Below are 19,378 nucleotides of genomic sequence, written 5' to 3'. Positions count from 1 at the left end.
CCGCCCTATATTGCCGCCATCATGGGACATTCACGCCAGGACGGCGGCTTTGCGGAAGCGCCGCAGCCGCTCGATTTCGACTCCGCCGAATCGATCGCCGGAGGCCTCGGGCCGCTGCGGCCGGACTTCGTGCCGCTGCCCGGCTTCACCCCCGTTAAGCCGCCGAAGCCGCCCAAGGCGCCGGGCAAACGGCTGAGGATCGTCTCCGATTTCGAACCGCGCGGCGACCAGCCCCAGGCCATTTCGGAACTCGCCGCCGGCGTCCGCCAGATGGAGCGCGACCAGGTGCTCTTGGGCGTCACCGGCTCCGGCAAGACCTTCACCATGGCCAAGGTGATCGAGGAGACGCAGCGCCCGGCCCTGATTCTCGCCCCCAACAAGACGCTGGCCGCCCAGCTCTATGGCGAGTTCCAGAGCTTCTTCCCCGAAAACGCGGTCGAATATTTCGTCTCCTACTACGACTACTACACGCCCGAAGCCTATGTGCCGCGCAGCGACACCTACATCGAAAAGGAATCGGCCATCAACGAACAGATCGACCGCATGCGCCACTCGGCCACGCGCTCGCTCCTGGAGCGCGACGACGTGATCGTGGTGGCCTCCGTCTCCTGCATCTATGGCATTGGCGACGTCGAAACCTATTCCGCCATGGCCTTCCAGCTGAAGAAGGGCGATCGCACGCCGCAGCGCCAGCTGCTGGCCGACCTCGTGGCCCTTCACTACAAGCGCAATGACCAGAATTTCGTGCGCGGCGCCTTTAGGGTGCGCGGCGACACGATCGAGCTCTTCCCCTCCCATTTCGAGGACCGCGCCTGGCGGCTCTCCCTGTTCGGCGACGAGATCGAGGCGATCTCCGAATTCGATCCGCTCACCGGCCAGAAGATGGCGGAGCTCGACCAGATCAAGGTCTACTCCAACTCGCATTACGTGACGCCCAAGCCGACGCTGGAGCAGGCGGTGAGCCGCATCAAGAACGACCTGCGCATCAGGCTCAACGAGTTCAACGCCGCAGGCCGCCTGCTCGAGGCCCAGCGCCTCGAACAGCGCACCATGTTCGATATCGAGATGATGATGGCCACCGGCTCCTGCGCGGGCATCGAGAATTATTCGCGCTATCTCACGGGCCGCAAGCCGGGCGAGCCGCCGCCCACTTTGTTCGAATACCTGCCGGACAATGCGCTGGTTTTCGTCGACGAAAGCCATGTCACCATCCCGCAGATCGGCGGCATGTTTAGGGGCGACTTCAACCGCAAGGCGACGCTCGCCGAATATGGCTTCCGCCTGCCCTCCTGCATCGACAACCGGCCTTTGCGCTTCGAGGAGTGGGACGCGATGCGCCCGCAGACCGTCTGCGTCTCGGCCACGCCCGGCAAATGGGAAATGAATCAGACCGGCGGCGTCTTCGCCGAACAGGTCATCCGGCCCACCGGCCTCATCGATCCGCCCGTCTTCATCCGCCCGGTCAAGGACCAGGTGGACGACCTCGTCGCCGAATGCCGCGAGGTGGCACTGAAGGGCTACCGCGTTCTGGTCACCACGCTCACCAAGCGCATGGCGGAGGACCTGACGGAATATATGCATGAACAGGGCATCCGTGTCCGCTACATGCATTCCGACATCGACACGCTGGAGCGCATCGAAATCATCCGCGACTTGAGGCTCGGCGCCTTCGACGTGCTGATCGGCATCAACCTGCTGCGCGAGGGCCTCGACATTCCGGAATGCGCCCTCGTGGCCATTCTGGATGCCGACAAGGAAGGCTTCCTGCGCTCTGAAACCTCGCTGGTGCAGACCATCGGCCGCGCCGCGCGCAACGTCGATGGCCGCGTCATCCTCTATGCCGACAAGATCACTGGCTCGATGGAGCGCGCCATCGCCGAGACCGACCGCCGCCGCGAAAAGCAGGTGGCCTACAACACCGCCAACAACATCACGCCGCTGTCGATCAAGAAGAACATCGGCGACATCCTGAAGAGCGTTTACGAACGCGACCACGTCCGCGCCGATGCAGGCCTCCTGGAAGACGACGGCCCCCTCATCGGCCACAACCTCGTGAAGGTCCTGGCCGAGCTCGAAAAGAAAATGCGCGAAGCCGCCGCCAACCTGGAATTCGAGGAAGCCGCCAGACTGCGCGACGAGGTGAAGCGCCTGAAGGCCGTCGAAATGGCCATCATCGACGACCCCACGGTGCGCCAGTCCAACATCAAGGACGCCACCGCCAGCTGGCCGCAGCCAAAACCGGGCGACCGCAAGGCGAGCTCGAAGGCGGGCAAGCCGGGGACGAGGGCGTATCGGGGGCCGAAGAGGTAGGGAGATCCTTTGGAGTCCTATCCAAGCCTTGCAAATGGACTCAGGGCACCATTCTTAAACTGGTCCGGAGCCGTCAGCGTACTCTCGATAACTTCTATGAGCTTCTTGTATCGCTCATATTTGTTCCTCTTAACTTGCGACTTTGAGTCACCAGCGATCAACGGGCCCATGATGTCTGCATGATAAGGTTTTCCTGCAAGGGGCGTGTCGTAAACACAGAGGAAGCGCGTGTTGTTTTCATAACGAACGTCCGACACTTGAACCACGCAAACTCCGTGTAGATACCGTTCCTTACCAGCCTCTTTAGATCTACGCTGGAGTTCCTCTAGAGTTTGCTGGAATTCACCGATACTGGCCTGCGAACGCAAAGTGCTTAGTCCACCTTTGTCGATTTGAATAACAGCATTAGGGTCTAAACCATTGCCATTTGGGAGCAGATATTGCGGATCTGAAATAATAATACAGAGATATTCGTCATCAGAAACGCGTCCTGGGGAACCCTCAAAAATCTGCTGGCTCTCACATCTACATTCTGATCCGCTTACTAGATGGACTGCTGACGCTCTGTGTTCACGCTTAACAGAGAACGCTTCTTGGCATGTTTGACACATGGCAGCTACTTACTTCAAGAAAGTGCGGAGCTTTCTGGGTAGTGTACTTCCATCAAATGGAAACTCATCCTCAAAATCTTCATCATCTGCCAGACAAGAATACCAAGTAATTTTACCCGGCTCTTCGACAGTCAAGTGGAGATATCGGCTAGCGTCTCGAGCAACAAGGCTTGGGCGGCCAAGAGGGTCCAGACTTAGCTGTGGACGAAATTTGCTTGGCAGTGTGGCTATCAGACTTACCAGCCATTCGATTGTATCTAGCGAACCGGGCAAGGGAGAAGGCGCACCTTCGCCATTCCAATCGTCCTTGAACTTCCGATAATCGGCTAATAGGCGCAAACACTTCTTCAACCAGATGTCCACAGGAGCTGAGCGTTCAACAACCTGTCCCTCCAAGGTCGCCGCAGGCTTTACCGATTTCTGCTTCTCCCAAGCAGCAAAGCCTTCCTCAAAGAACGACCATGGCTGAACAGCGATGGTGTTGCGTTCGGAAAAATCTCCCAAGTCCACCCATCCTCGGATGGAGGTACCCCGTTCGACTCTTAGGGAGTGGCTCATCAACTTCCCCTACTATTCAAATTTATGCGCGCAGCCATATCGGCCACTATCACTCTGGAGAACAAGTCCTTGCTGGAAACATGTAGTTCTTCGACCGCGTCCATACAGCCTTCAAATTCTTTGAAGCGATTCTCAGAATTGTTGGCGCCGATGAACTCGTCCTGGATCAACGTCAAAATACCTATAGAAGGTTGCGATCCACTCTGCGACAAGGCATCCGTTGCGTCAACATTCACTTGCATGAGACGGCGTTCAGCCGATCGCGGAAACTCAAACAAGCCGGCGTGGGAGTGCCATTGTTTTTTCGCCTGAGTGAATAGCGGCGCAATTAGGTTGGAGTCCGCTCTCAAAAGGGACCCATAATCAATATCGTCCCAACTCCCGGTCCAGATAAACCGATCTACGTATTCGAGGCGCAGTGCCCGCATCGATAAAATCTCAGTAACGGTCTTCATGTAGCCGGAAAGGCTTTCGCGAAATTGGCCAAAGAACGGACGCCATCGAACATATTTTTGCGTTGTGTATATTAGTGCATCCGGGAAAATTACAATTTCAATACCTCCCGACGGCAGCTCGAACTTTACCGGAGCATCGTCCAACTCAACTTTAAGTTGTCCAGAAATGTTTCCAAACCTAAAGCCCATCGACTTACCTTCTCCGAACCCGGCCCCCTGCAGATCTGATCTTAGAGCTGAAAGGGCCTTTTCACGCGCCTTTGCAGGTACGGGAGCATCAAAAGAGAGACTTACCGTGCATCTCTCGATAGCGTGCTCAGGATAAAGGGTTTCAAACATTTCGGTTCTCTGCGTGCCAGTCAAATTATGCATCTACTAGCACCAAATTGCTCAGCACTTAACCGATTTGAATTGGGGCGAGCCACTCCACCACAGGGCGTGGAACATCCCTCGCGTCCGTCATCCCGGCGAAAGCCGGGACCCCGCCGTCTCACCACCCATGCTGAACCAAAGCGGGGCCCCGGCCTGCGCCGGGGTGACGGCTTGAGGGGGTGGGGGCGGATCGAAGATCTGCCATGCCGGTCTGACAGCGCGCGCTGTCAATTTTGTTTTCGGAGCGATGTGCAGGTTTTGCAGGCTGTGTTTGAAATGGTTTGCGACAGCATCCGGACTGCACCTGCGGCAACATGATCCGGTTGCATCGACTTGGGGCATCCGCGGTGCTACGGCGGCAACGCTTTTGCAACATAAAATGCATCCAAAAGCGACTGCGGGCGACGCGAGAGGGCATCACGATTGCCACGCGTGGACAGCGCCCTCATCCGGCCTGTCGGCCACCCCCCCACCCCTTCCGCTTCCGCACCACGAACCACCACAGCCCCGCGCCCATCACCGGTTTGACGATGATGCCGATGAGGATCAGCTGGCCGAAGTCGGCCTGCCAGAGGCCGCCGAGGAACTGCACCATGTCCCACAGGGCGTGGAACATCCCTCGCGTCCGTCACCCCGGCGGAGGCCGGGACCCCGCTGTCTCACCACCCCTGCTGAACCAAAGCGGGGCCCCGGCCTTCGCCAGAGTGACGCCGTGGCGGGCGTGAGGCCATCCCACTCCTCACCATGCCGGGCCTCCGCGCGGGGCATCCTTTTGCCGCCGCCGGAGAGAATGCCCGGATCACGTCCGAGCATGGTGAGAGGGAGGCGCGTCCCCCGGCTCCCTTCTCCTGTCCGCAGGATGGGAGAAGGTGGCGCGACCAAGCCGGATGAGGGCCTCTGTCCGCGAGTCCCGCCCGTTGAAAGAGGCCCTCATCCGCCCTTCGGGCACCTTCTCCCATTGCTTTGCAACGGGAGAAGGGAACAGCCAAACACGGCCGTGTCGCCCCTCTAACTCACCGCCTTGTGAAGGATCGAGCCGATCAGCGTCTGGTAGGGCATGCCTTCCCGCAGGGCCTTGGCCTTGAGGCGCAGCAGGTCGGATTCCGAGATGCGGAGCGAGATCTTCACCCGTGCTTCATTCATCGCCGCACGGGCAGCGGCGGCGTAGGCCTTCTTGCCAGCCGGGGTCAGTTCGCTCCGCGGCGCGTAGCCTGGTGCTTCGATGGCCTTGACCAGCGCCTTTTCCTCCGCGTCGCGGAAACCGGCAATCTTCGGCGGCTTAGCCTTGCTCGTCATTGTCTTGCTCCGGCAGATAAATGGCAGTGAATGTGCGGCTGGGAAAAACCGTCTTGAGAAAGATTTCGGCATCGCTTTCGACAAACGGCACGCAATAGGCATCATTCCGGATGGCGAGAATGAACATGCGCTGTGACGGGTGATTGAGGCTGGGGTTCGCGACAACATCCACAATGCGCCCGGCGGCGATGGCCGCGACGCACTCCTCGAAGCCAACGCGACCACGCGCCTCATCTTCCGTCAGCGCCCGTCCCTTCTCCTCGTTCCACCTGATGGATTTGACCATGGCAGGAGTGTATGGACAAAGTATGGCAAGTCAAGCCATGCCGCGTCTGGTCGCCCCGCCCCCTCCTCATCATGCCCGGTCTCCGAGCCGGGCATCCTTTTGCCGCCGCCGGAGAGGATGCCCGGATCACGTCCAGTCATGGCGAGAGGGAGGTGCGTCCCCCGGTTCCCTTCTCCCGTCCGCAGGATGGGAAAAGGAACTTGTGGTGGCAAGCGGCGGCCCACCCCCTCTGCCCGTCACCCCGGCGCAGGCTGGAGCCCGGGGACCCCCACCCTTAATCCCTCCCCACACGGGGGAGGGAAACGCATTTCTATTGCGGGCGGCCGTTGCGTGCCCCGATGCGCGCAATCTCACCCCGCCACAAACTCCACCTTGATCCTGTCGGGTCTTCCACGAACAGGGCGTAGTAATCCGTGCCGCCGGTGGCGAAGGGGTAGCGGTCGTCATAGAGCAGCGGGAGTTTCTTCCTGCGGCGCCAGGCGCGCAGGGCGTCGACGGCGGCGCGGCTGGGCAGGCGGAAGGCGAGGTGGTTGAGGCCCACGCCGCAGCGGTGATAGGGCCGCGCGGCGTGCCTGGCCTCCACCTGCACGAAGGTGAGATAGGCATCCGCGCCGTCTGACAGGTTGAAGCCCTGCCCCCAGGAGCTGGTCTGGCGGTAACCCACCCGCCGCAGCAGGTTGCGCCAGAAGGCCTTGCTGGCCGCGAGGTTCGAGACATGGATTTCGACGTGATGCAACATGGGGCCTTTCTTTCTCATGCGGCCGCTCCGCCGCGGCGGGCTGGTCCACATCGATGCGCAGGCCGCCCGTCCCGGCTCACCGGGAATGGCAGACTTCAATCATCCGGGAATTCCATCATCCAGGACGGCGCCCCGGGGGCGGATGAGGGCTTGCTGCCGCGGGTCCAGCCTCACATCGGCGGCGCGTAGAGCAGCCCGCCTGCGTTCCACAGCGCGTTGATGCCGCGGTTGATGGCGAGCGGCGTCGAGGGGCCAAGGTTGCGGTCGAAGATTTCGCCGTAATTGCCCACGGCCTTGATGGTGCGCGCCGCCCAATCGGCATCGAGACCCATGCTCGCGCCGCCGGGGCCGTTGACGCCCAGCAGGCGGCGCACGGCGGCGTTGTTGGACGTGGCCTTCTGCTCGTCGACATTGACCGAGGTGATGCCCAGTTCCTCGGCCGTGATCAGCGCATAGAGCGTCCAGCGCACGATGTTCAGCCATTGCTCGTCGCCCTGGCGCACCGCGGGGCCTAGCGGCTCCTTCGAGATCACGTCCTGCAGCACCATGGCCTCGTCGGGGTTCTTGAGCCGCAGACGCACCGCATAGAGGCCGGACACGTCGGTGGTGAAGGTATCGCATTTGCCCTCGTCGAAGGCCTTCACCAGGTCGTCGAGCGTCTCGAAGCGCACCGGCACGAAGGTCATGTTCTTCTCGCGGAAGAAGTCCTCGACATTGGCTTCCGTCGTGGCGCCGGTCTGGAAACAGATCGCGGCGCCCGACAGCTGCAGCGCGGAGGTGACCCCCAGAAGCTTCTTCACGATGAAGCCCTGCCCATCATAATAGGAAACGCCGGCAAAGCGCAGCGGCATCGCCGTCTCGCGGTCCATGGTCCAGGTTGTGTTGCGGGCCAGCACGTCGACCTTGCCGGACTTCAGCGCATCGAAACGCTCCTTCAGGGACAGCGGCACAAAGGTGACCTTGGCCGGGCCGCCCAGCACCGCGGTGGCGACCGCGCGGCAGAAGTCGGCGTCGAAGCCGGCATAGTTACCCTCGGCATCCCTGGCGCCGAAGCCCTGCAGATTGGGGTTCACACCGCAGTTGAGGCTGCCGCGCGCCTTGACGTCGTCGAGCGTGGCGGCCTGTGCCGCGCCTGCGATCCCGATCAGCAGCGCTGCCGCGGCGAAAAGAGCTCTCATTCCGATTCCTCCAAGCTGGGCGGAACCTAGCGCAGGATCTGGCCGAGGAACAGCCGGGTGCGCTCGTTCCGCGGATTGCCGAAAAATGCCTCCGGCGCATTGACTTCCACGATCTGGCCCTGGTCCATGAAGATCACCCGGTCGGCCACCTGGCGGGCAAATCCCATCTCATGGGTGACGACCAGCATGGTCATGCCTTCGCTGGCCAGCGCCACCATGGTGTCGAGAACCTCTTTCACCATTTCGGGGTCCAAGGCCGAGGTCGGCTCGTCGAACAGCATGATCCTGGGCCTCATGCAGAGCGCCCGCGCGATCGCCACGCGCTGCTGCTGGCCGCCGGAGAGCTGGCCCGGATATTTCTTCGCCTGCTCTGGGATCCGCACCCGCTCGAGGAACTGCATGGCGAGTTCTTCCGCCTCGCGCTTGGGGCTGTTCCTCACCCAGATCGGGGCCAGCGTGCAGTTCTCCAGCACCGTCAGATGCGGGAACAGGTTGAAATGCTGGAACACCATGCCGACGTCGCGCCGCACCTCCTCGATGGCTTTCACGCCGTCATCGATCTCGGCGCCATCGACGATGATGCGGCCTTCCTGGTGCACCTCCAGCCGGTTGATGCAGCGGATCAGCGTCGACTTGCCGGAGCCCGAGGGCCCGCAGATCACGATGCGCTCGCCCTGGGCGACCTCCAGGTTGATGTCGCGCAGCACGTGGAACTGGCCGAACCACTTGTTGACGCCGATGAACCGGACGGCCGTCTCCGCCATCAGCGCCTCCCCGCCTGCGCGAGGCGTCTTTCGGTGAACAGCGCATAGCGCGACATGGCGAAGCAGAAGACGAAGTAAACGATCGCCGCGGCGAAATAGCCGGTGTTGGCCGTCTGCGGCGCGGCCCATTTCGCGTCCTGCATCCCGGCATTGACGATGCCGAGGAAATCATAGATCGAGACCACCAGCACGAGCGTCGTGTCCTTGAACAATCCGATGAAGATGCCGACGATGTTGGGGATCGAGATGCGCAGCGCCTGCGGCAGCACGATCTTGCGCGTCACTTGGCCCCGGCTGAGGCCCAGCGCAAGCCCCGCCTCGGTCTGACCCTTGCCGACCGCCTGCAAACCTCCCCGCACAGCCTCCGCCATATAGGCCGATGCGAAGAGCGAGAGGCCGGCGATCGCCCGCAGCAGCTTGTCCGGCGTCACGCCGCCCGGCAGGATGAGCGGCAGCATCACGCTCGCCATGAACAGCACGGTCACCAGCGGCACGCCGCGCCACAGCTCGATGAAGGCGATGGAGGCCGCGCGGATGACGGGGAGTTCCGAACGCCGCCCCAGCGCCAAAAGGATGCCCAGCGGCAGCGAGAACACGATGCCGGTGACGGCCACCACCAGCGTCACCATCAGCCCGCCCCAGTTCGAGGTTTCGACCGGGGTGAGCCCAAGCAGCCCGCCCGCCAGCAGCTCGAAGGCGATGACGGGATAGATGAACAGCAAGAACAGCGCATTCAGCGTCTTGCCCCCCACCCACGGCATCAGCATCGGCACAAGCGCCGCGGCCCCGATCAGGAAGGCCAGCATCGGCCGCCAGCGCTCCGCGATCGGGTAGAAACCGAAGAGCCATTGCGGGAACTTCTCGGCGGCGAATGGCCAGCAGGCCCCGGCATTCGCGATGGCGCAAGCCTCGCGGTCCACGCCCGTCCACACCGCGCGCAGGATGGCCCAGTCGAGGATCGTCCACGCAAGGTAGCCGAGCGCCACGGCGAGGATCGCCGTCAGCAGGCTGTTGCCGGGGCTTGAGAACAGATTCTCGCGCAGCCATCCGATGGGGCCCGCCGTTCCGGCCGGCGGTGGCCGGAGCGGGGCGTCGCGGTCACGGACATAGGAGATGCTCACCGCCTCACCTCCCCACCAGCCGGTGGCGGGCGTTGAACCAGTTCATGAAGGCGGAGGTGAGCAGGCTCAACGTCAGGTAGACAGCCATCCAGATCGTCACCACCTCGATCGCCTGCCCGGTCTGGCCAAGGATCGTTCCGCCGGTCGACACCAAGTCCGGGTAGCCGATCGCCACCGCGAGGGAGGAATTCTTGGTCAGGTTCAGGTATTGGCTGGTGAGCGGCGGGATGATCACGCGCAGCGCCTGCGGCAGCACCACCAGCCGCATGGCGAAGTTGGGCCGGAGGCCCAGCGCCGCCGCCGCCTCGCCCTGCCCCTTCGAGACGGCCATGATCCCCGCCCGCACCGCTTCCGCGATGAAGGCTGCCGTGTAAATAGACAGAGCCAGCAGCAGTGCCATAAATTCAGGCACCAGCGTCATTCCGCCCGTAAAGCCGAAATTGCCTTTCACCGGATAGTCAAAGGTCAGCGGCCAGCCCGCCGCGAGCAGCGCCAGCACCGGAAGAGCAACCAGCAGCAACACCGACAGCAACCAGATCGGCATGCTTTTGCCGGTTGCATCCTGTTGCTTCCTGGACCAACCGGACAACAACCAAATTGCAACAACAGCAACACCAAAACCAACCCAAAACCACCATGCACCATCACCGAACAACGGCGCGGGCAAGGTCAGGCCCTTGTTCGACAGCGACGCCGATCCGAGCATGATCGCGTCCGACGCCGGCGGCAGCGGCGTCAGCACCAGGCGGTACCAGATGAACAGCTGCAGCAGCAGCGGAACGTTGCGGACGATCTCAATGTAGCCCATGGCCATGCGCAAGGCGAGCCAGTTGCGCGACAGCCGCATCAGGCCGACGGCGAGGCCCAGCACCGTGGCCAGCACGATGCCCAGGGCAGATACAGCTAACGTATTGAAAAACCCCACCATCAGGGCGCGGAAGTAGGTGTCCTCGCCGCTGTAGGGGATGAGCGCGAACGAGACCTCGAAGCCCGCCCGGCGCCACAGGAAATCGAAGCCGGACACGATTTGCCGGCTCGCCATGTTGGCGGCGGTATTTGAAGCAAGATCGTAGAAAAGTGCCGCAAGCCCCAACAACAGCAGCGCCTGCAGCACGATCCCGCGCAGCCGCCCGCTGTTCCTCCAGGACCGGTAAGGACGGCGCACGGGCACTTCAAGGCTCATGGGACAAGAACCTCAGATCACAAAAACACGAAACCCGGAGCCTTGCCCCGGGTTTCCTAACCTATTGGAATAGTTCAGCGAACCGGCGGCGCATATTGCAGGCCGCCATCCTTCCACAGCGCGTTCTTGCCGCGCTCGATCTTGAGCGGCGAGTCCTTTCCGACGTTGCGGTCGAAGACCTCGCCATAATTGCCCACCTGCTTGATCGCGGCCTCGGCCCAGCCCTCGTCGAGGCCCATGCCGATGCCGAAGCCCGCCGCCTTGCCGTCAGCCGAGGCAACGCCCAGCAGGCGCTGCACTTCCGGGTTGGGCGAGGTCTTCTTCAGGTCTTCGACATTCTTGGAGGTGATGCCGAGTTCCTCGGCATTCACCAGTGCGAAATAGACCCATTTCACGACGTTGAACCAGGCATCGTCACCCTGCCGCACGACGGGTCCAAGTGGTTCTTTTGAAATGATTTCCGGCAAAACAAGGTTGTCGTCCGGCGCCATCATCTTGAGCTTCTGGGCATAGAGGCCAGATTGGTCGGTCGAATAGCTGTCGCAGCGCCCGTCCTGATAAGCGGCAATCGCCTCGTCGTTCTTCTCGAAGGTCAGGAGCTTGTAGTCGAGCTTGTTGGACTTGAAGTAATCCGCGATGTTGAGCTCCGTCGTGGTGCCGGACTGAGTGCAGATCGTGGCGCCCGCAAGATCCTTCACCGACTTCACATTCGGATGCTTCTTGGAATTTACGATAAAACCTTGACCATCATAATACATGATGCCGGCAAACTTGAGGCCGAGCGAGGTGTCGCGGCTCATCGTCCAGGTGGTGTTGCGCGACAGAACGTCGATTTCACCCGATTGCAACGCGGTGAACCGCTCCTTGGCGGTGAGCGGCGTGAACTTCACCTTGGTGGCGTCGCCCAGCACCGCGGCGGCAATGGCGCGGCAGAAATCGACATCCATGCCGGTCCAGTTGTTTTGCGCGTCGGGCACCGAAAAGCCCATCAGCCCCTGGCTCACACCGCACTGCACGAAGCCATGCTGGCGCACGTCGTCCAGCGTGCCGGCACTTGCAGTTCCGGCGATCGCCGCACTTGTGGCCGCGCCGAGCATGAGGGCTATGAGCTTGTTCTTCATCGTGATTCCTCTTTCTGGCCTGTGCGGCACAGGATGCGCCATCCACGCGGCGAATGTCTTTCCAAGGTCCAAATCAGTTCCCCGGTCAGAGGATAAAACAATCGGAAAACGGATAGCAGGTCAAGGAGAAAGCACCCCTTCCACAACCACCATGAGCGTATCCAAGGTGCCGAAGCTTGCCACCTCCGGCTTGGCTGGACGGGCGATCATCACCACCGGAATCCCGAGTTCACGTGCCGCCTGCAGCTTGGCCTCCGTTGCGCTGCCGCCGGCATTCTTGGTGACCAGATGAGTGATGGCATTTCTTGACATGAGCGCCCTTTCGCCCAGGATCGTGAAAGGCGGCCGCTCTCGTAAAATCGTCCAATTACACGGTGGACTTAAAGGTGGTTCTTCGATCATTCTGGCAAGGCCCCAAACATCGGTCCGCGCAAAAAAAGGGTCGAGGTCCTTGCGGCCGCTGGTGAGCAATACGCGCGCGCCAGGCGGGAGGATGGAGGCAGCCTCGGCCGCAAAGGCGGCGACCGTCCAGCGATCGCCCTCGCCCGCCAGCCACGGCGCGCGCGAGAAGCGCAGCAGCAGAACGCCGCAGTCACGGCACGCCTCGAAAGCCTGCGCGGACATGCGCGCGGCAAATGGATGTGTCGCATCAATAACAAGCGCTATCTGACTGGACTCAATATAGGATTTCAATCCGGAAACACCCCCGAAACCGCCGATGCGCACCTCGCCCGCTGGTAGCAGCGGCTGCGCCGTTACTCCCGCGATCGAGGTGACGACAGTGCGGCCGGATTCGACCAGCGCATTGGCGATCTCGCGCGCATCGCGCGTGCCGCCAAGGATGAGGATGCGGTCACGCGGCATGGGCAATGATATCGCCCTGGCGCGACACGATGATTACGTCAGCGACCACCGGTGCACCTTTCAGAACATCACGCACCGTGGCCAGCCCGGCTGCCGCAACGCGCTGCGCGAGATCGATTCCACCCGCCATTTCAAGCACTTCTTGCGCTGTGTTGGCGGCGAGAACCTTGGTGCGCGGCAGTTCGGGACATTGGTCTGCCAGCCAGTCGAGATCGACCTGCGAGCGGCCGGAATGGAGATCCAGCGCGCCCTGCCCCAGTTTGCTGATCTTGCCGAAGCCGCCGCCGATGGTGACGCGTGCCACCGGATGGGTGCGGAGATACTTGAGCAGCCCCCCGGCGAAGTCCCCCATGTCCAGCATGGCCTCCAGCGGCAGTTTGTAACGGTTGCGGACGGCATCCTCGGAGGTGGACCCCGTGCAGCCCGCCACATGGCGAAGGCCCATGGCACGCGCCACGTCGATGCCGCGGTGGATGGAGGCGATCCAGGCCGCGCAAGAGAAGGGATTCACAATCCCCGTTGTGCCGAGGATCGACAGGCCACCGGCGATGCCGAGCCGCGGATTCCAGGTCTTGAGCGCCAGCACCTCGCCGCCGGGGATGGAGATTTCGATTTCGACGCCGGTTCCGCCCAGTTCGGCGATGACATCCCGCATCATCTGGCGCGGCACGGGGTTGATTGCGGGCTCGCCCGGCGGGATCGGCAGGCCGCCTTTGGTGACCATGCCGACGCCCGGCCCGGCCCGGAAGCGGACGCCCTCGCCGCCCTCGCGCACCGTGGCCACCACCATGCAGCCGTGGGTCACGTCCGGGTCGTCGCCCGCGTCCTTGATGATTCCGGCGCGTGCCCAGCCCTCGCCCTTCTCCTCCAAAGCCAATGGAAAGGCTGGCGTTTCGCCCTTGGGTAGCGTGATCGACACGGGATCGGGGAATTCTCCCGTCCGCAATGCTGCAAATGCCGCCTTCACTGCCGCCGTTGCGCATGCGCCCGTCGTCCAGCCGCGCCTTAACTCGCCTTCGGGCTTCTCTCCTCGCATCAGACCATTGTATAAGGCGGCCATGGGACTTGGACCAACGAAAAGGATCGGTGACTGGGTGAGCTCGCCAGAGCAACCGACGGGCTTTGCCCGGCTCGATGCCGAAACCTTCCCGAACTTCGAACCCGGATGGGTGTGGCTGGTGGGTGCGGGCCCCGGAGCACCCGGCCTCATGTCGCTTATGTGCTTCCACGCGCTCCAGAATTGCGACGTCGTGATCTATGACGCGCTGGTGAACCCGGACATCCTGCGGTGGGTGAAGGTGGGGGCCGAACTTGAATATGCGGGCAAGCGCGGCGGCAAGCCTTCGCCCATCCAGAAGGATATAACCCTGCGCCTCATCGAACTCGCCCAGGCGGGCAAGCGCGTGTTGCGGCTGAAGGGCGGTGACCCCTTCATGTTCGGGCGCGGCGGCGAGGAGTGCCAGCACCTGGCAACCAGAAGAATCCCCTTCCGCATCGTGCCCGGAATTACCGCCGGCATTGGTGGACTGGCTTATGCCGGAATGCCCGCAACCCACCGTGATACCAACCATTCCGTCATTTTCCTCACCGGTCACGATGCGACGGGAAATATGCCCGCAAACGTGAACTGGCAGGCCATCGCCCTGGCCTCCCCGGTCATCGTCATGTACATGGCGGTGAAGCACTTGGGCGAGATTGCAACGGCGCTGATGGCGGGCGGGCGCGCCTCCGATGACCCGGTGACCATCGTGTCCAACGCCTCCATGCCGCACCAGGAGGTGGTTTCGACCACGCTGGGCGGGGCTGGCGCCTTCGTAAAGGCCAATGAACCGCCGACACCGGCCATCGTGGTGGTGGGCCGCGCCGCCGACTGGCGGAGTCTGCTCGACTGGTACAAGGGCCCCTTGCGGGAGAACCCGGTTGGCTAAGGCCATCGTCGTCGCCGCACCCGCCTCCGGCAGCGGCAAGACATTGATAACGCTGGGACTTCTGCGGGCCTTCCGCAACGCGGGCCTGCGCGTGACTGCGGCCAAGGTGGGGCCGGACTACATCGACCCGCGCTTCCACGAGGCCGCCACCGGGAGGGCCTGCTACAACCTCGACCCCTGGGCGATGTCGCCAAGCCAAATCAAGGGCTTGGCGGAGGAGTTGGCACGCGATGCGGACCTCGTGATCATCGAGGGCGTCATGGGTCTGTTCGACGGGCCCCAGGGCGCGAAGGGCTCGACTGCCGATCTCGCCGTGATGCTGGGGCTGCCAGTGATCTTCGCCCTCGACTGTCGGCGCCAAGCGCAGTCGGCGGCCGCTCTCGTGCATGGTTTCGCTAGCTATCGCAAGGACTTGGACCTGGCGGGCGCGATCCTGAACCGCACCGCCAGCGAGCGCCACGAGCTGTTGCTGCGCGAAGCACTGGGCGATCAGGTGCTGATAGCGCTGCGCAACGACGACACGCTGGCCTGGCCGTCGCGCCATCTCGGGCTGGTGCAGGCAGAGGAAAACAAGGACTTAGACGCTTTCATCGAAGCGGCCGCGCTGCGGGTGAACCACCGGGCGGCGCTGGAGCGGATTCTCGACCTGGCGCGGCCACTTCACGGTGGTGAAGGCGCGCGGTTGTTGCCGCCCCTGGCGCAGTCCGTGGCCGTTGCACGGGACGATGCTTTTTCTTTTTGCTATAGGCACTTGCTGGATGGCTGGCGGCGGCAGGGGGCGTCCCTCAGCTTCTTCTCGCCGCTGGCTGACGAAGCGCCGGAAGCGACAGCGGAGGCGGTGTTCCTGCCCGGCGGCTATCCGGAGCTGCATGCCGGGCGGATCGCAGGCAATCTGCGTTTCCTCGATGGCCTTCGCAGCCACCGGGGGATCGTCTATGGCGAGTGCGGCGGCTACATGGTGTTGGGCGAAAGCCTGATTGATTCCAAGGGCATGGCGCATGGCATGGCGGGGGTCCTGCCGCTGGTCACGAGTTTCGAGAAGCGCAAGCTGCACCTCGGCTACCGGCAGTTGGAGCCGCTAACGGACGGACCATGGACGGCCAAGCTGATGGCGCATGAGTTCCACTATTCGACGCTGGTGAGCGAGGGCGCTGCGGACCGGTTGTTCGCCGCCCGGGACGCAGCGGGAAACCCTCTGGAGAACATGGGCTTGCGGCGTGTACGCGTGATGGGCAGCTATGCCCATGTGATCGCGGGGGCGGCGTGACCAGGGCCATCATGTTCATGGGCACTGGCTCTGACGTCGGCAAGTCGCTGATCGTTGCGGGGTTGGCAAGGGCCCTTGCAAACAGGGGCTTACGCGTCCAGCCCTTCAAGCCGCAGAACATGTCCAACAACGCGGCAGTGACGGCCGATGGCGGCGAGATCGGCCGGGCCCAGGCGCTTCAGGCCCGCGCCGCTCGGGTACCATCCTCCGTGCACATGAACCCCATCCTGCTGAAGCCCGAAACCACCACGGGGGCCCAGGTGGTCGTGCAGGGGCAGCGCCAGGCCTCAATGACGGCGCGGGAGTATTTTCGCAGTCGGATGAATTACATGGGCACATGTCTTGAGAGTTTTTATAAGGTGTTGACTCATGCCGACGTGGTGCTGGTGGAAGGAGCGGGAAGCCCAGGCGAGATCAATCTTCGCGACGGCGACCTGGCCAATATGGGGTTCGCCGAAGCGGCCGACCTGCCCGCTGTGCTGATCGGCGACATTCACCGGGGTGGCGTCATCGCCTCCATCGCCGGGACCTTCGACATCCTGCCGCCGGATGATCGCGCGCGACTGAAAGCTTTCCTAATCAATAAGTTCCATGGCGATCCGGACCTGTTTTCGGAAGGCCGTACCTTCCTCGAACAACGCACGGGAACCCCCTGTGTGGGAATCGTGTCACACTTCGAAGGGGCACGGCGGCTCCCGGCCGAAGATGCAGTGGCGTTAGAAGAAGAGTTCACAATAGCGCGAAAAGGCATGAGAATCTCTGTTCTTCGCCTGCCGCGCATCGCCAATTTCGATGACCTCGATCCCTTACGCCTGGAAGCCGGCGTGAAGCTAACCTTCGTGCAACCCGGAGAGCCGATCCCGGCGGAGAGCCGCCTGGTAATCATTCCCGGTTCCAAATCAACGATTTGTGACCTTGCGGCGCTGCGTAAGGAGGGCTGGGACATCGACCTCCTGGCCCATGTGCGGCGCGGTGGGCTGGTGCTTGGCATCTGCGGTGGCTACCAGATGCTGGGCAGAACCATCAGCGATCCACTAGGGCTGGAGGGTGCACCGGGCCACGTGGCGGGGCTTGGGCTGCTGGACGTGGAGACCGCCCTCCTCCCGGAAAAGACGCTCACCCGCATCGGCGGCACCCATGTGCCAACGGGCGCGGCGCTCGAGGGTTATGAGATCCATCTTGGCAGGACGGAGGGGGCGGATTGCGCCCGGCCCTTCGCGCTGCTGGAGGGGCGTCCGGACGGGGCGATCAGCGCCACGGGCCAGGTGATGGGAAGCTATCTGCACGGTTGCTTCGGGAATGATGAATTCCGCCGCAAGTTTCTGCAATCGCTTGGTTTTCAGGCAAGTGAGCTGCGCTTCGAGGAGACGGTGGAGCGGACGCTGGATGAGCTCGCAGCGCATCTTGAGGCGCATCTCGACCTCGACCTGATCCTCTCGCTGGCGAGGGAACTATGATGGACTGGCCAGTGCTGGTGTTCGGGCGCGCCGCCTGGGCGCTGCTGATCGAGCGTTTCGCGGGTTTCCCGCAGCCAGTGTTCGACCGCATCAGCCACCCCGTGGTGTGGATCGGCAAGCTCATCGATTGGCTGGATAAGCAATTGAATATACAGGGTGTTTCACCGCAGGAGGGACGCCTGCGCGGGGCCGTGGCGGTGGCAATCCTGCTGGCGGCGGCCTTCGTCCCGACATACTACGTGGCGCGTTTTCTCACCCATTTGCCGTTCGGCTGGCTGGCGGAGGCGTTGCTGGCAACCTCGCTGATTGCGCAGAAATCACTAAAAGATCATGTACTTGCTGTCTATGACGGGCTTGGCCGCTCGCTCGCCGAGGGCCGCCAGAAAGTAAGCCTGATCGTCGGGCGGGACCCCTCACAGCTCGACGAGTCCGGGGTGGTCAGGGCGGCGCTGGAAAGCCTGGCGGAAAATGCCTCGGACGGCATCGTTGCTCCGGTGCTGTGGTATGCGCTGCTCGGGCTGCCGGGGATTGCGATGTACAAGGCGATCAACACCGCGGACTCGATGATCGGCCATAAAAACGAGAAATATCAATTCTTTGGTTGGGCGGCGGCGCGGTTGGACGACCTTGTGAACCTGCCCGCCTCGCGCCTCACCGGCTACCTTTTCGCGGCGGCCGCGCCGTCGCGATTCAGAGATATTATCGAGATAATGCAACGGGATGCGCCGAAACACCAGTCTCCCAATGCAGGCTGGCCCGAGGCTGCGATGGCGGCGGCACTGGGGGTGCGGTTTGGGGGGCCGAGGAGCTATCATGGCGAGATAGTCGATCTCCCCTACATGGGCGACGGCCGGGACAGCATTATGCGCGATGACATCAAGCGTGGTCTTCGCGTGGTGTCACACGCCATGTGGATGTTGTTCTTGATGTTGCTGTTTGTTGCGTTTTGCGTTGCCGCCGTTGCCTAGCCCTTGAGCTTCAGGGGCAACCCGGCGGCTACAAAGTAAACGTTCTCAGAAATCGCAGCCAGAGCCTGGTTGGCAAGCCCCTGCTCGTCGCGGAAGCGGCGGGCCATGGCATTCTCCGGGATGATGGAGAGGCCGACCTCGTTCGAGACCAGGATGACTTCCGCAGAGCAGGCCTCAAGAGCTGCACAAAATTTACTCACCTCGGCTGTCAGGTCGCGGCCGTGGTGCATGAGGTTGCCGAGCCAGACAGTGACGCAGTCGAGGAGCGCCAGACCACCGCGCGGCAGGACGGCGGCAGGGTCGAGGGGCGCCTCCAGCGTCTGCCAGCCGTCCCCTGCCCGCTGCTCGCGGTGTTTTTCGATGCGATGGCGCATCTCGCCATCGAAGGGCTCCGCCGTGGCAATGTAGGTGCGGGGGCCGCCATGCTGGCGGGCGAGACTTTCGGCGAAGCGGCTCTTGCCGGAGCGGGCGCCGCCGAGGACGAGGGTGATACGGCTCATGCGGGCACCTTCGGGATGCGGACGATGAAGTGGCCGCGCATGGGGTCCGGCCACTGGCGGAAGGGCACTTCCCCGGTTTCCGACTGCTCATGAAGCGCGAACCAGTCGAGGATGGCCTCGGCTTGCTGACGCGTCGGCTCATGGTTGCCGGTGACATAGGTGAAGCGGTCATGGTCGCGCAGCACCACGCTGCAGTGCTTGGTGCAGTTCCACAGGCAGGCCTGGGTGACTACGGGCAGGTCCAGCCCGCGGGCGGCGATCGCGTCCGCGACATGGGCAATCAGCGTCTCGCCGCCGGTGCGGCCGTCGGGGGCCAGCTTATCGGTTGCCGAGAACTTGCAGGTCGAGCACATGACGATGTCGCGCATCAGAGAGGTTTTCTCAGGGTTGCCAAGGGACG

The 19,378-nt window shown here is 62.7% G+C and carries 20 protein-coding genes; 5 read left to right on the top strand and 15 right to left on the bottom strand.

The window, feature by feature from the left end; all coding sequences use genetic code 11:
• Positions 1 to 21 precede the first annotated feature (21 nt).
• Positions 22 to 2,310 (top strand): excinuclease ABC subunit UvrB, encoded by a 2,289-nt coding sequence (gene uvrB / locus IOC82_RS05750; RefSeq protein ID WP_290545228.1) that lies wholly within the window; start codon positions 22 to 24, stop codon positions 2,308 to 2,310.
• A gap of 620 nt (positions 2,311 to 2,930) precedes the next feature.
• On the opposite strand, the gene IOC82_RS05745 is transcribed toward uvrB, so the two are convergent.
• The 13 genes from IOC82_RS05745 to IOC82_RS05685 form a co-directional block, all read right to left on the bottom strand.
• On the bottom strand, positions 2,931 to 3,425 hold the full coding sequence (locus IOC82_RS05745) for a hypothetical protein (protein ID WP_290545227.1): 495 nt from the start codon (positions 3,423 to 3,425) through the stop codon (positions 2,931 to 2,933).
• Positions 3,426 to 3,478: 53 nt separating this feature from the next.
• The gene (locus tag IOC82_RS05740) at positions 3,479 to 4,273 is read right to left on the bottom strand and encodes a TIGR04255 family protein (RefSeq protein WP_290545226.1); all 795 of its coding nucleotides are present in this window, start codon (positions 4,271 to 4,273) and stop codon (positions 3,479 to 3,481) included.
• 478 nt (positions 4,274 to 4,751) lie between these two features.
• Complete coding sequence (locus IOC82_RS05735; protein WP_290545225.1) at positions 4,752 to 4,922, bottom strand: hypothetical protein; 171 nt, start codon at positions 4,920 to 4,922, stop codon at positions 4,752 to 4,754.
• Positions 4,923 to 5,314: 392 nt separating this feature from the next.
• On the bottom strand, positions 5,315 to 5,602 hold the full coding sequence (locus IOC82_RS05730) for a DNA-binding protein (RefSeq protein WP_290545224.1): 288 nt from the start codon (positions 5,600 to 5,602) through the stop codon (positions 5,315 to 5,317).
• Complete coding sequence (locus tag IOC82_RS05725; protein WP_290545223.1) at positions 5,586 to 5,888, bottom strand: hypothetical protein; 303 nt, start codon at positions 5,886 to 5,888, stop codon at positions 5,586 to 5,588. Before IOC82_RS05725 ends, IOC82_RS05730 begins: the two co-directional genes overlap by 17 nt.
• 310 nt (positions 5,889 to 6,198) lie before the next feature.
• Positions 6,199 to 6,645 (bottom strand): VOC family protein, encoded by a 447-nt coding sequence (locus IOC82_RS05720; RefSeq protein ID WP_290545222.1) that lies wholly within the window; start codon positions 6,643 to 6,645, stop codon positions 6,199 to 6,201.
• Positions 6,646 to 6,797: 152 nt separating this feature from the next.
• Complete coding sequence (locus IOC82_RS05715; protein ID WP_290545271.1) at positions 6,798 to 7,811, bottom strand: amino acid ABC transporter substrate-binding protein; 1,014 nt, start codon at positions 7,809 to 7,811, stop codon at positions 6,798 to 6,800.
• 20 nt (positions 7,812 to 7,831) lie between these two features.
• Entirely contained in the window at positions 7,832 to 8,569 is a 738-nt protein-coding gene (locus tag IOC82_RS05710; RefSeq protein ID WP_290545221.1) for an amino acid ABC transporter ATP-binding protein, read from the bottom strand.
• Positions 8,569 to 9,690, bottom strand: a complete 1,122-nt coding sequence (locus tag IOC82_RS05705; protein WP_290545220.1) for an amino acid ABC transporter permease — start codon at positions 9,688 to 9,690, stop codon at positions 8,569 to 8,571. Before IOC82_RS05705 ends, IOC82_RS05710 begins: the two co-directional genes overlap by 1 nt.
• Before the next feature lie 4 nt (positions 9,691 to 9,694).
• Positions 9,695 to 10,873 (bottom strand): ABC transporter permease subunit, encoded by a 1,179-nt coding sequence (locus tag IOC82_RS05700; protein WP_290545219.1) that lies wholly within the window; start codon positions 10,871 to 10,873, stop codon positions 9,695 to 9,697.
• Between the two features lie 74 nt (positions 10,874 to 10,947).
• The gene (locus IOC82_RS05695) at positions 10,948 to 11,994 is read right to left on the bottom strand and encodes an amino acid ABC transporter substrate-binding protein (RefSeq protein ID WP_290545218.1); all 1,047 of its coding nucleotides are present in this window, start codon (positions 11,992 to 11,994) and stop codon (positions 10,948 to 10,950) included.
• A gap of 120 nt (positions 11,995 to 12,114) precedes the next feature.
• Complete coding sequence (locus tag IOC82_RS05690) at positions 12,115 to 12,858, bottom strand: cobalt-precorrin-6A reductase (protein ID WP_290545217.1); 744 nt, start codon at positions 12,856 to 12,858, stop codon at positions 12,115 to 12,117.
• Positions 12,848 to 13,918: a cobalt-precorrin-5B (C(1))-methyltransferase gene (locus IOC82_RS05685; protein WP_290545216.1), complete on the bottom strand. Its 1,071-nt coding sequence runs from the start codon at positions 13,916 to 13,918 to the stop codon at positions 12,848 to 12,850. The genes IOC82_RS05690 and IOC82_RS05685 overlap by 11 nt, the downstream gene beginning before the upstream one ends.
• 34 nt (positions 13,919 to 13,952) lie before the next feature.
• Here IOC82_RS05685 and cobA point away from each other — a divergent pair, with 34 nt between their 5' ends.
• The 4 genes from cobA to cbiB are packed head-to-tail and all read left to right on the top strand — an operon-like array spanning position 13,953 to position 18,478.
• Positions 13,953 to 14,786 (top strand): uroporphyrinogen-III C-methyltransferase, encoded by an 834-nt coding sequence (cobA, locus tag IOC82_RS05680; RefSeq protein WP_290545215.1) that lies wholly within the window; start codon positions 13,953 to 13,955, stop codon positions 14,784 to 14,786.
• Positions 14,779 to 16,053 carry a cobyrinate a,c-diamide synthase gene (locus IOC82_RS05675; RefSeq protein ID WP_290545214.1) on the top strand — a complete coding sequence of 425 codons (1,275 nt, stop codon included), beginning with the start codon at positions 14,779 to 14,781 and terminating at the stop codon, positions 16,051 to 16,053. Before cobA ends, IOC82_RS05675 begins: the two co-directional genes overlap by 8 nt.
• An 11-nt stretch (positions 16,054 to 16,064) precedes the next feature.
• Positions 16,065 to 17,510, top strand: a complete 1,446-nt coding sequence (locus IOC82_RS05670) for a cobyric acid synthase (protein ID WP_290545270.1) — start codon at positions 16,065 to 16,067, stop codon at positions 17,508 to 17,510.
• Positions 17,507 to 18,478 carry an adenosylcobinamide-phosphate synthase CbiB gene (cbiB, locus tag IOC82_RS05665; protein ID WP_290545213.1) on the top strand — a complete coding sequence of 324 codons (972 nt, stop codon included), beginning with the start codon at positions 17,507 to 17,509 and terminating at the stop codon, positions 18,476 to 18,478. Before IOC82_RS05670 ends, cbiB begins: the two co-directional genes overlap by 4 nt.
• Here cbiB and cobU read toward each other — a convergent pair.
• Positions 18,475 to 18,978, bottom strand: coding sequence for a bifunctional adenosylcobinamide kinase/adenosylcobinamide-phosphate guanylyltransferase (gene cobU / locus IOC82_RS05660; RefSeq protein WP_290545212.1), 504 nt, complete (start codon positions 18,976 to 18,978; stop codon positions 18,475 to 18,477). The genes cbiB and cobU overlap by 4 nt on opposite strands.
• Positions 18,975 to 19,346 carry a DUF1636 domain-containing protein gene (locus tag IOC82_RS05655; RefSeq protein ID WP_290545211.1) on the bottom strand — a complete coding sequence of 124 codons (372 nt, stop codon included), beginning with the start codon at positions 19,344 to 19,346 and terminating at the stop codon, positions 18,975 to 18,977. Before IOC82_RS05655 ends, cobU begins: the two co-directional genes overlap by 4 nt.
• Between the last annotated feature and the right edge of the window lie 32 nt (positions 19,347 to 19,378).

Origin of the sequence: Aestuariivirga sp. (genome assembly GCF_020252395.1) — a bacterium.
GTDB lineage: Bacteria > Pseudomonadota > Alphaproteobacteria > Rhizobiales > Aestuariivirgaceae > Aestuariivirga.
This window is presented reverse-complemented; position numbering and strand designations above follow the sequence as displayed.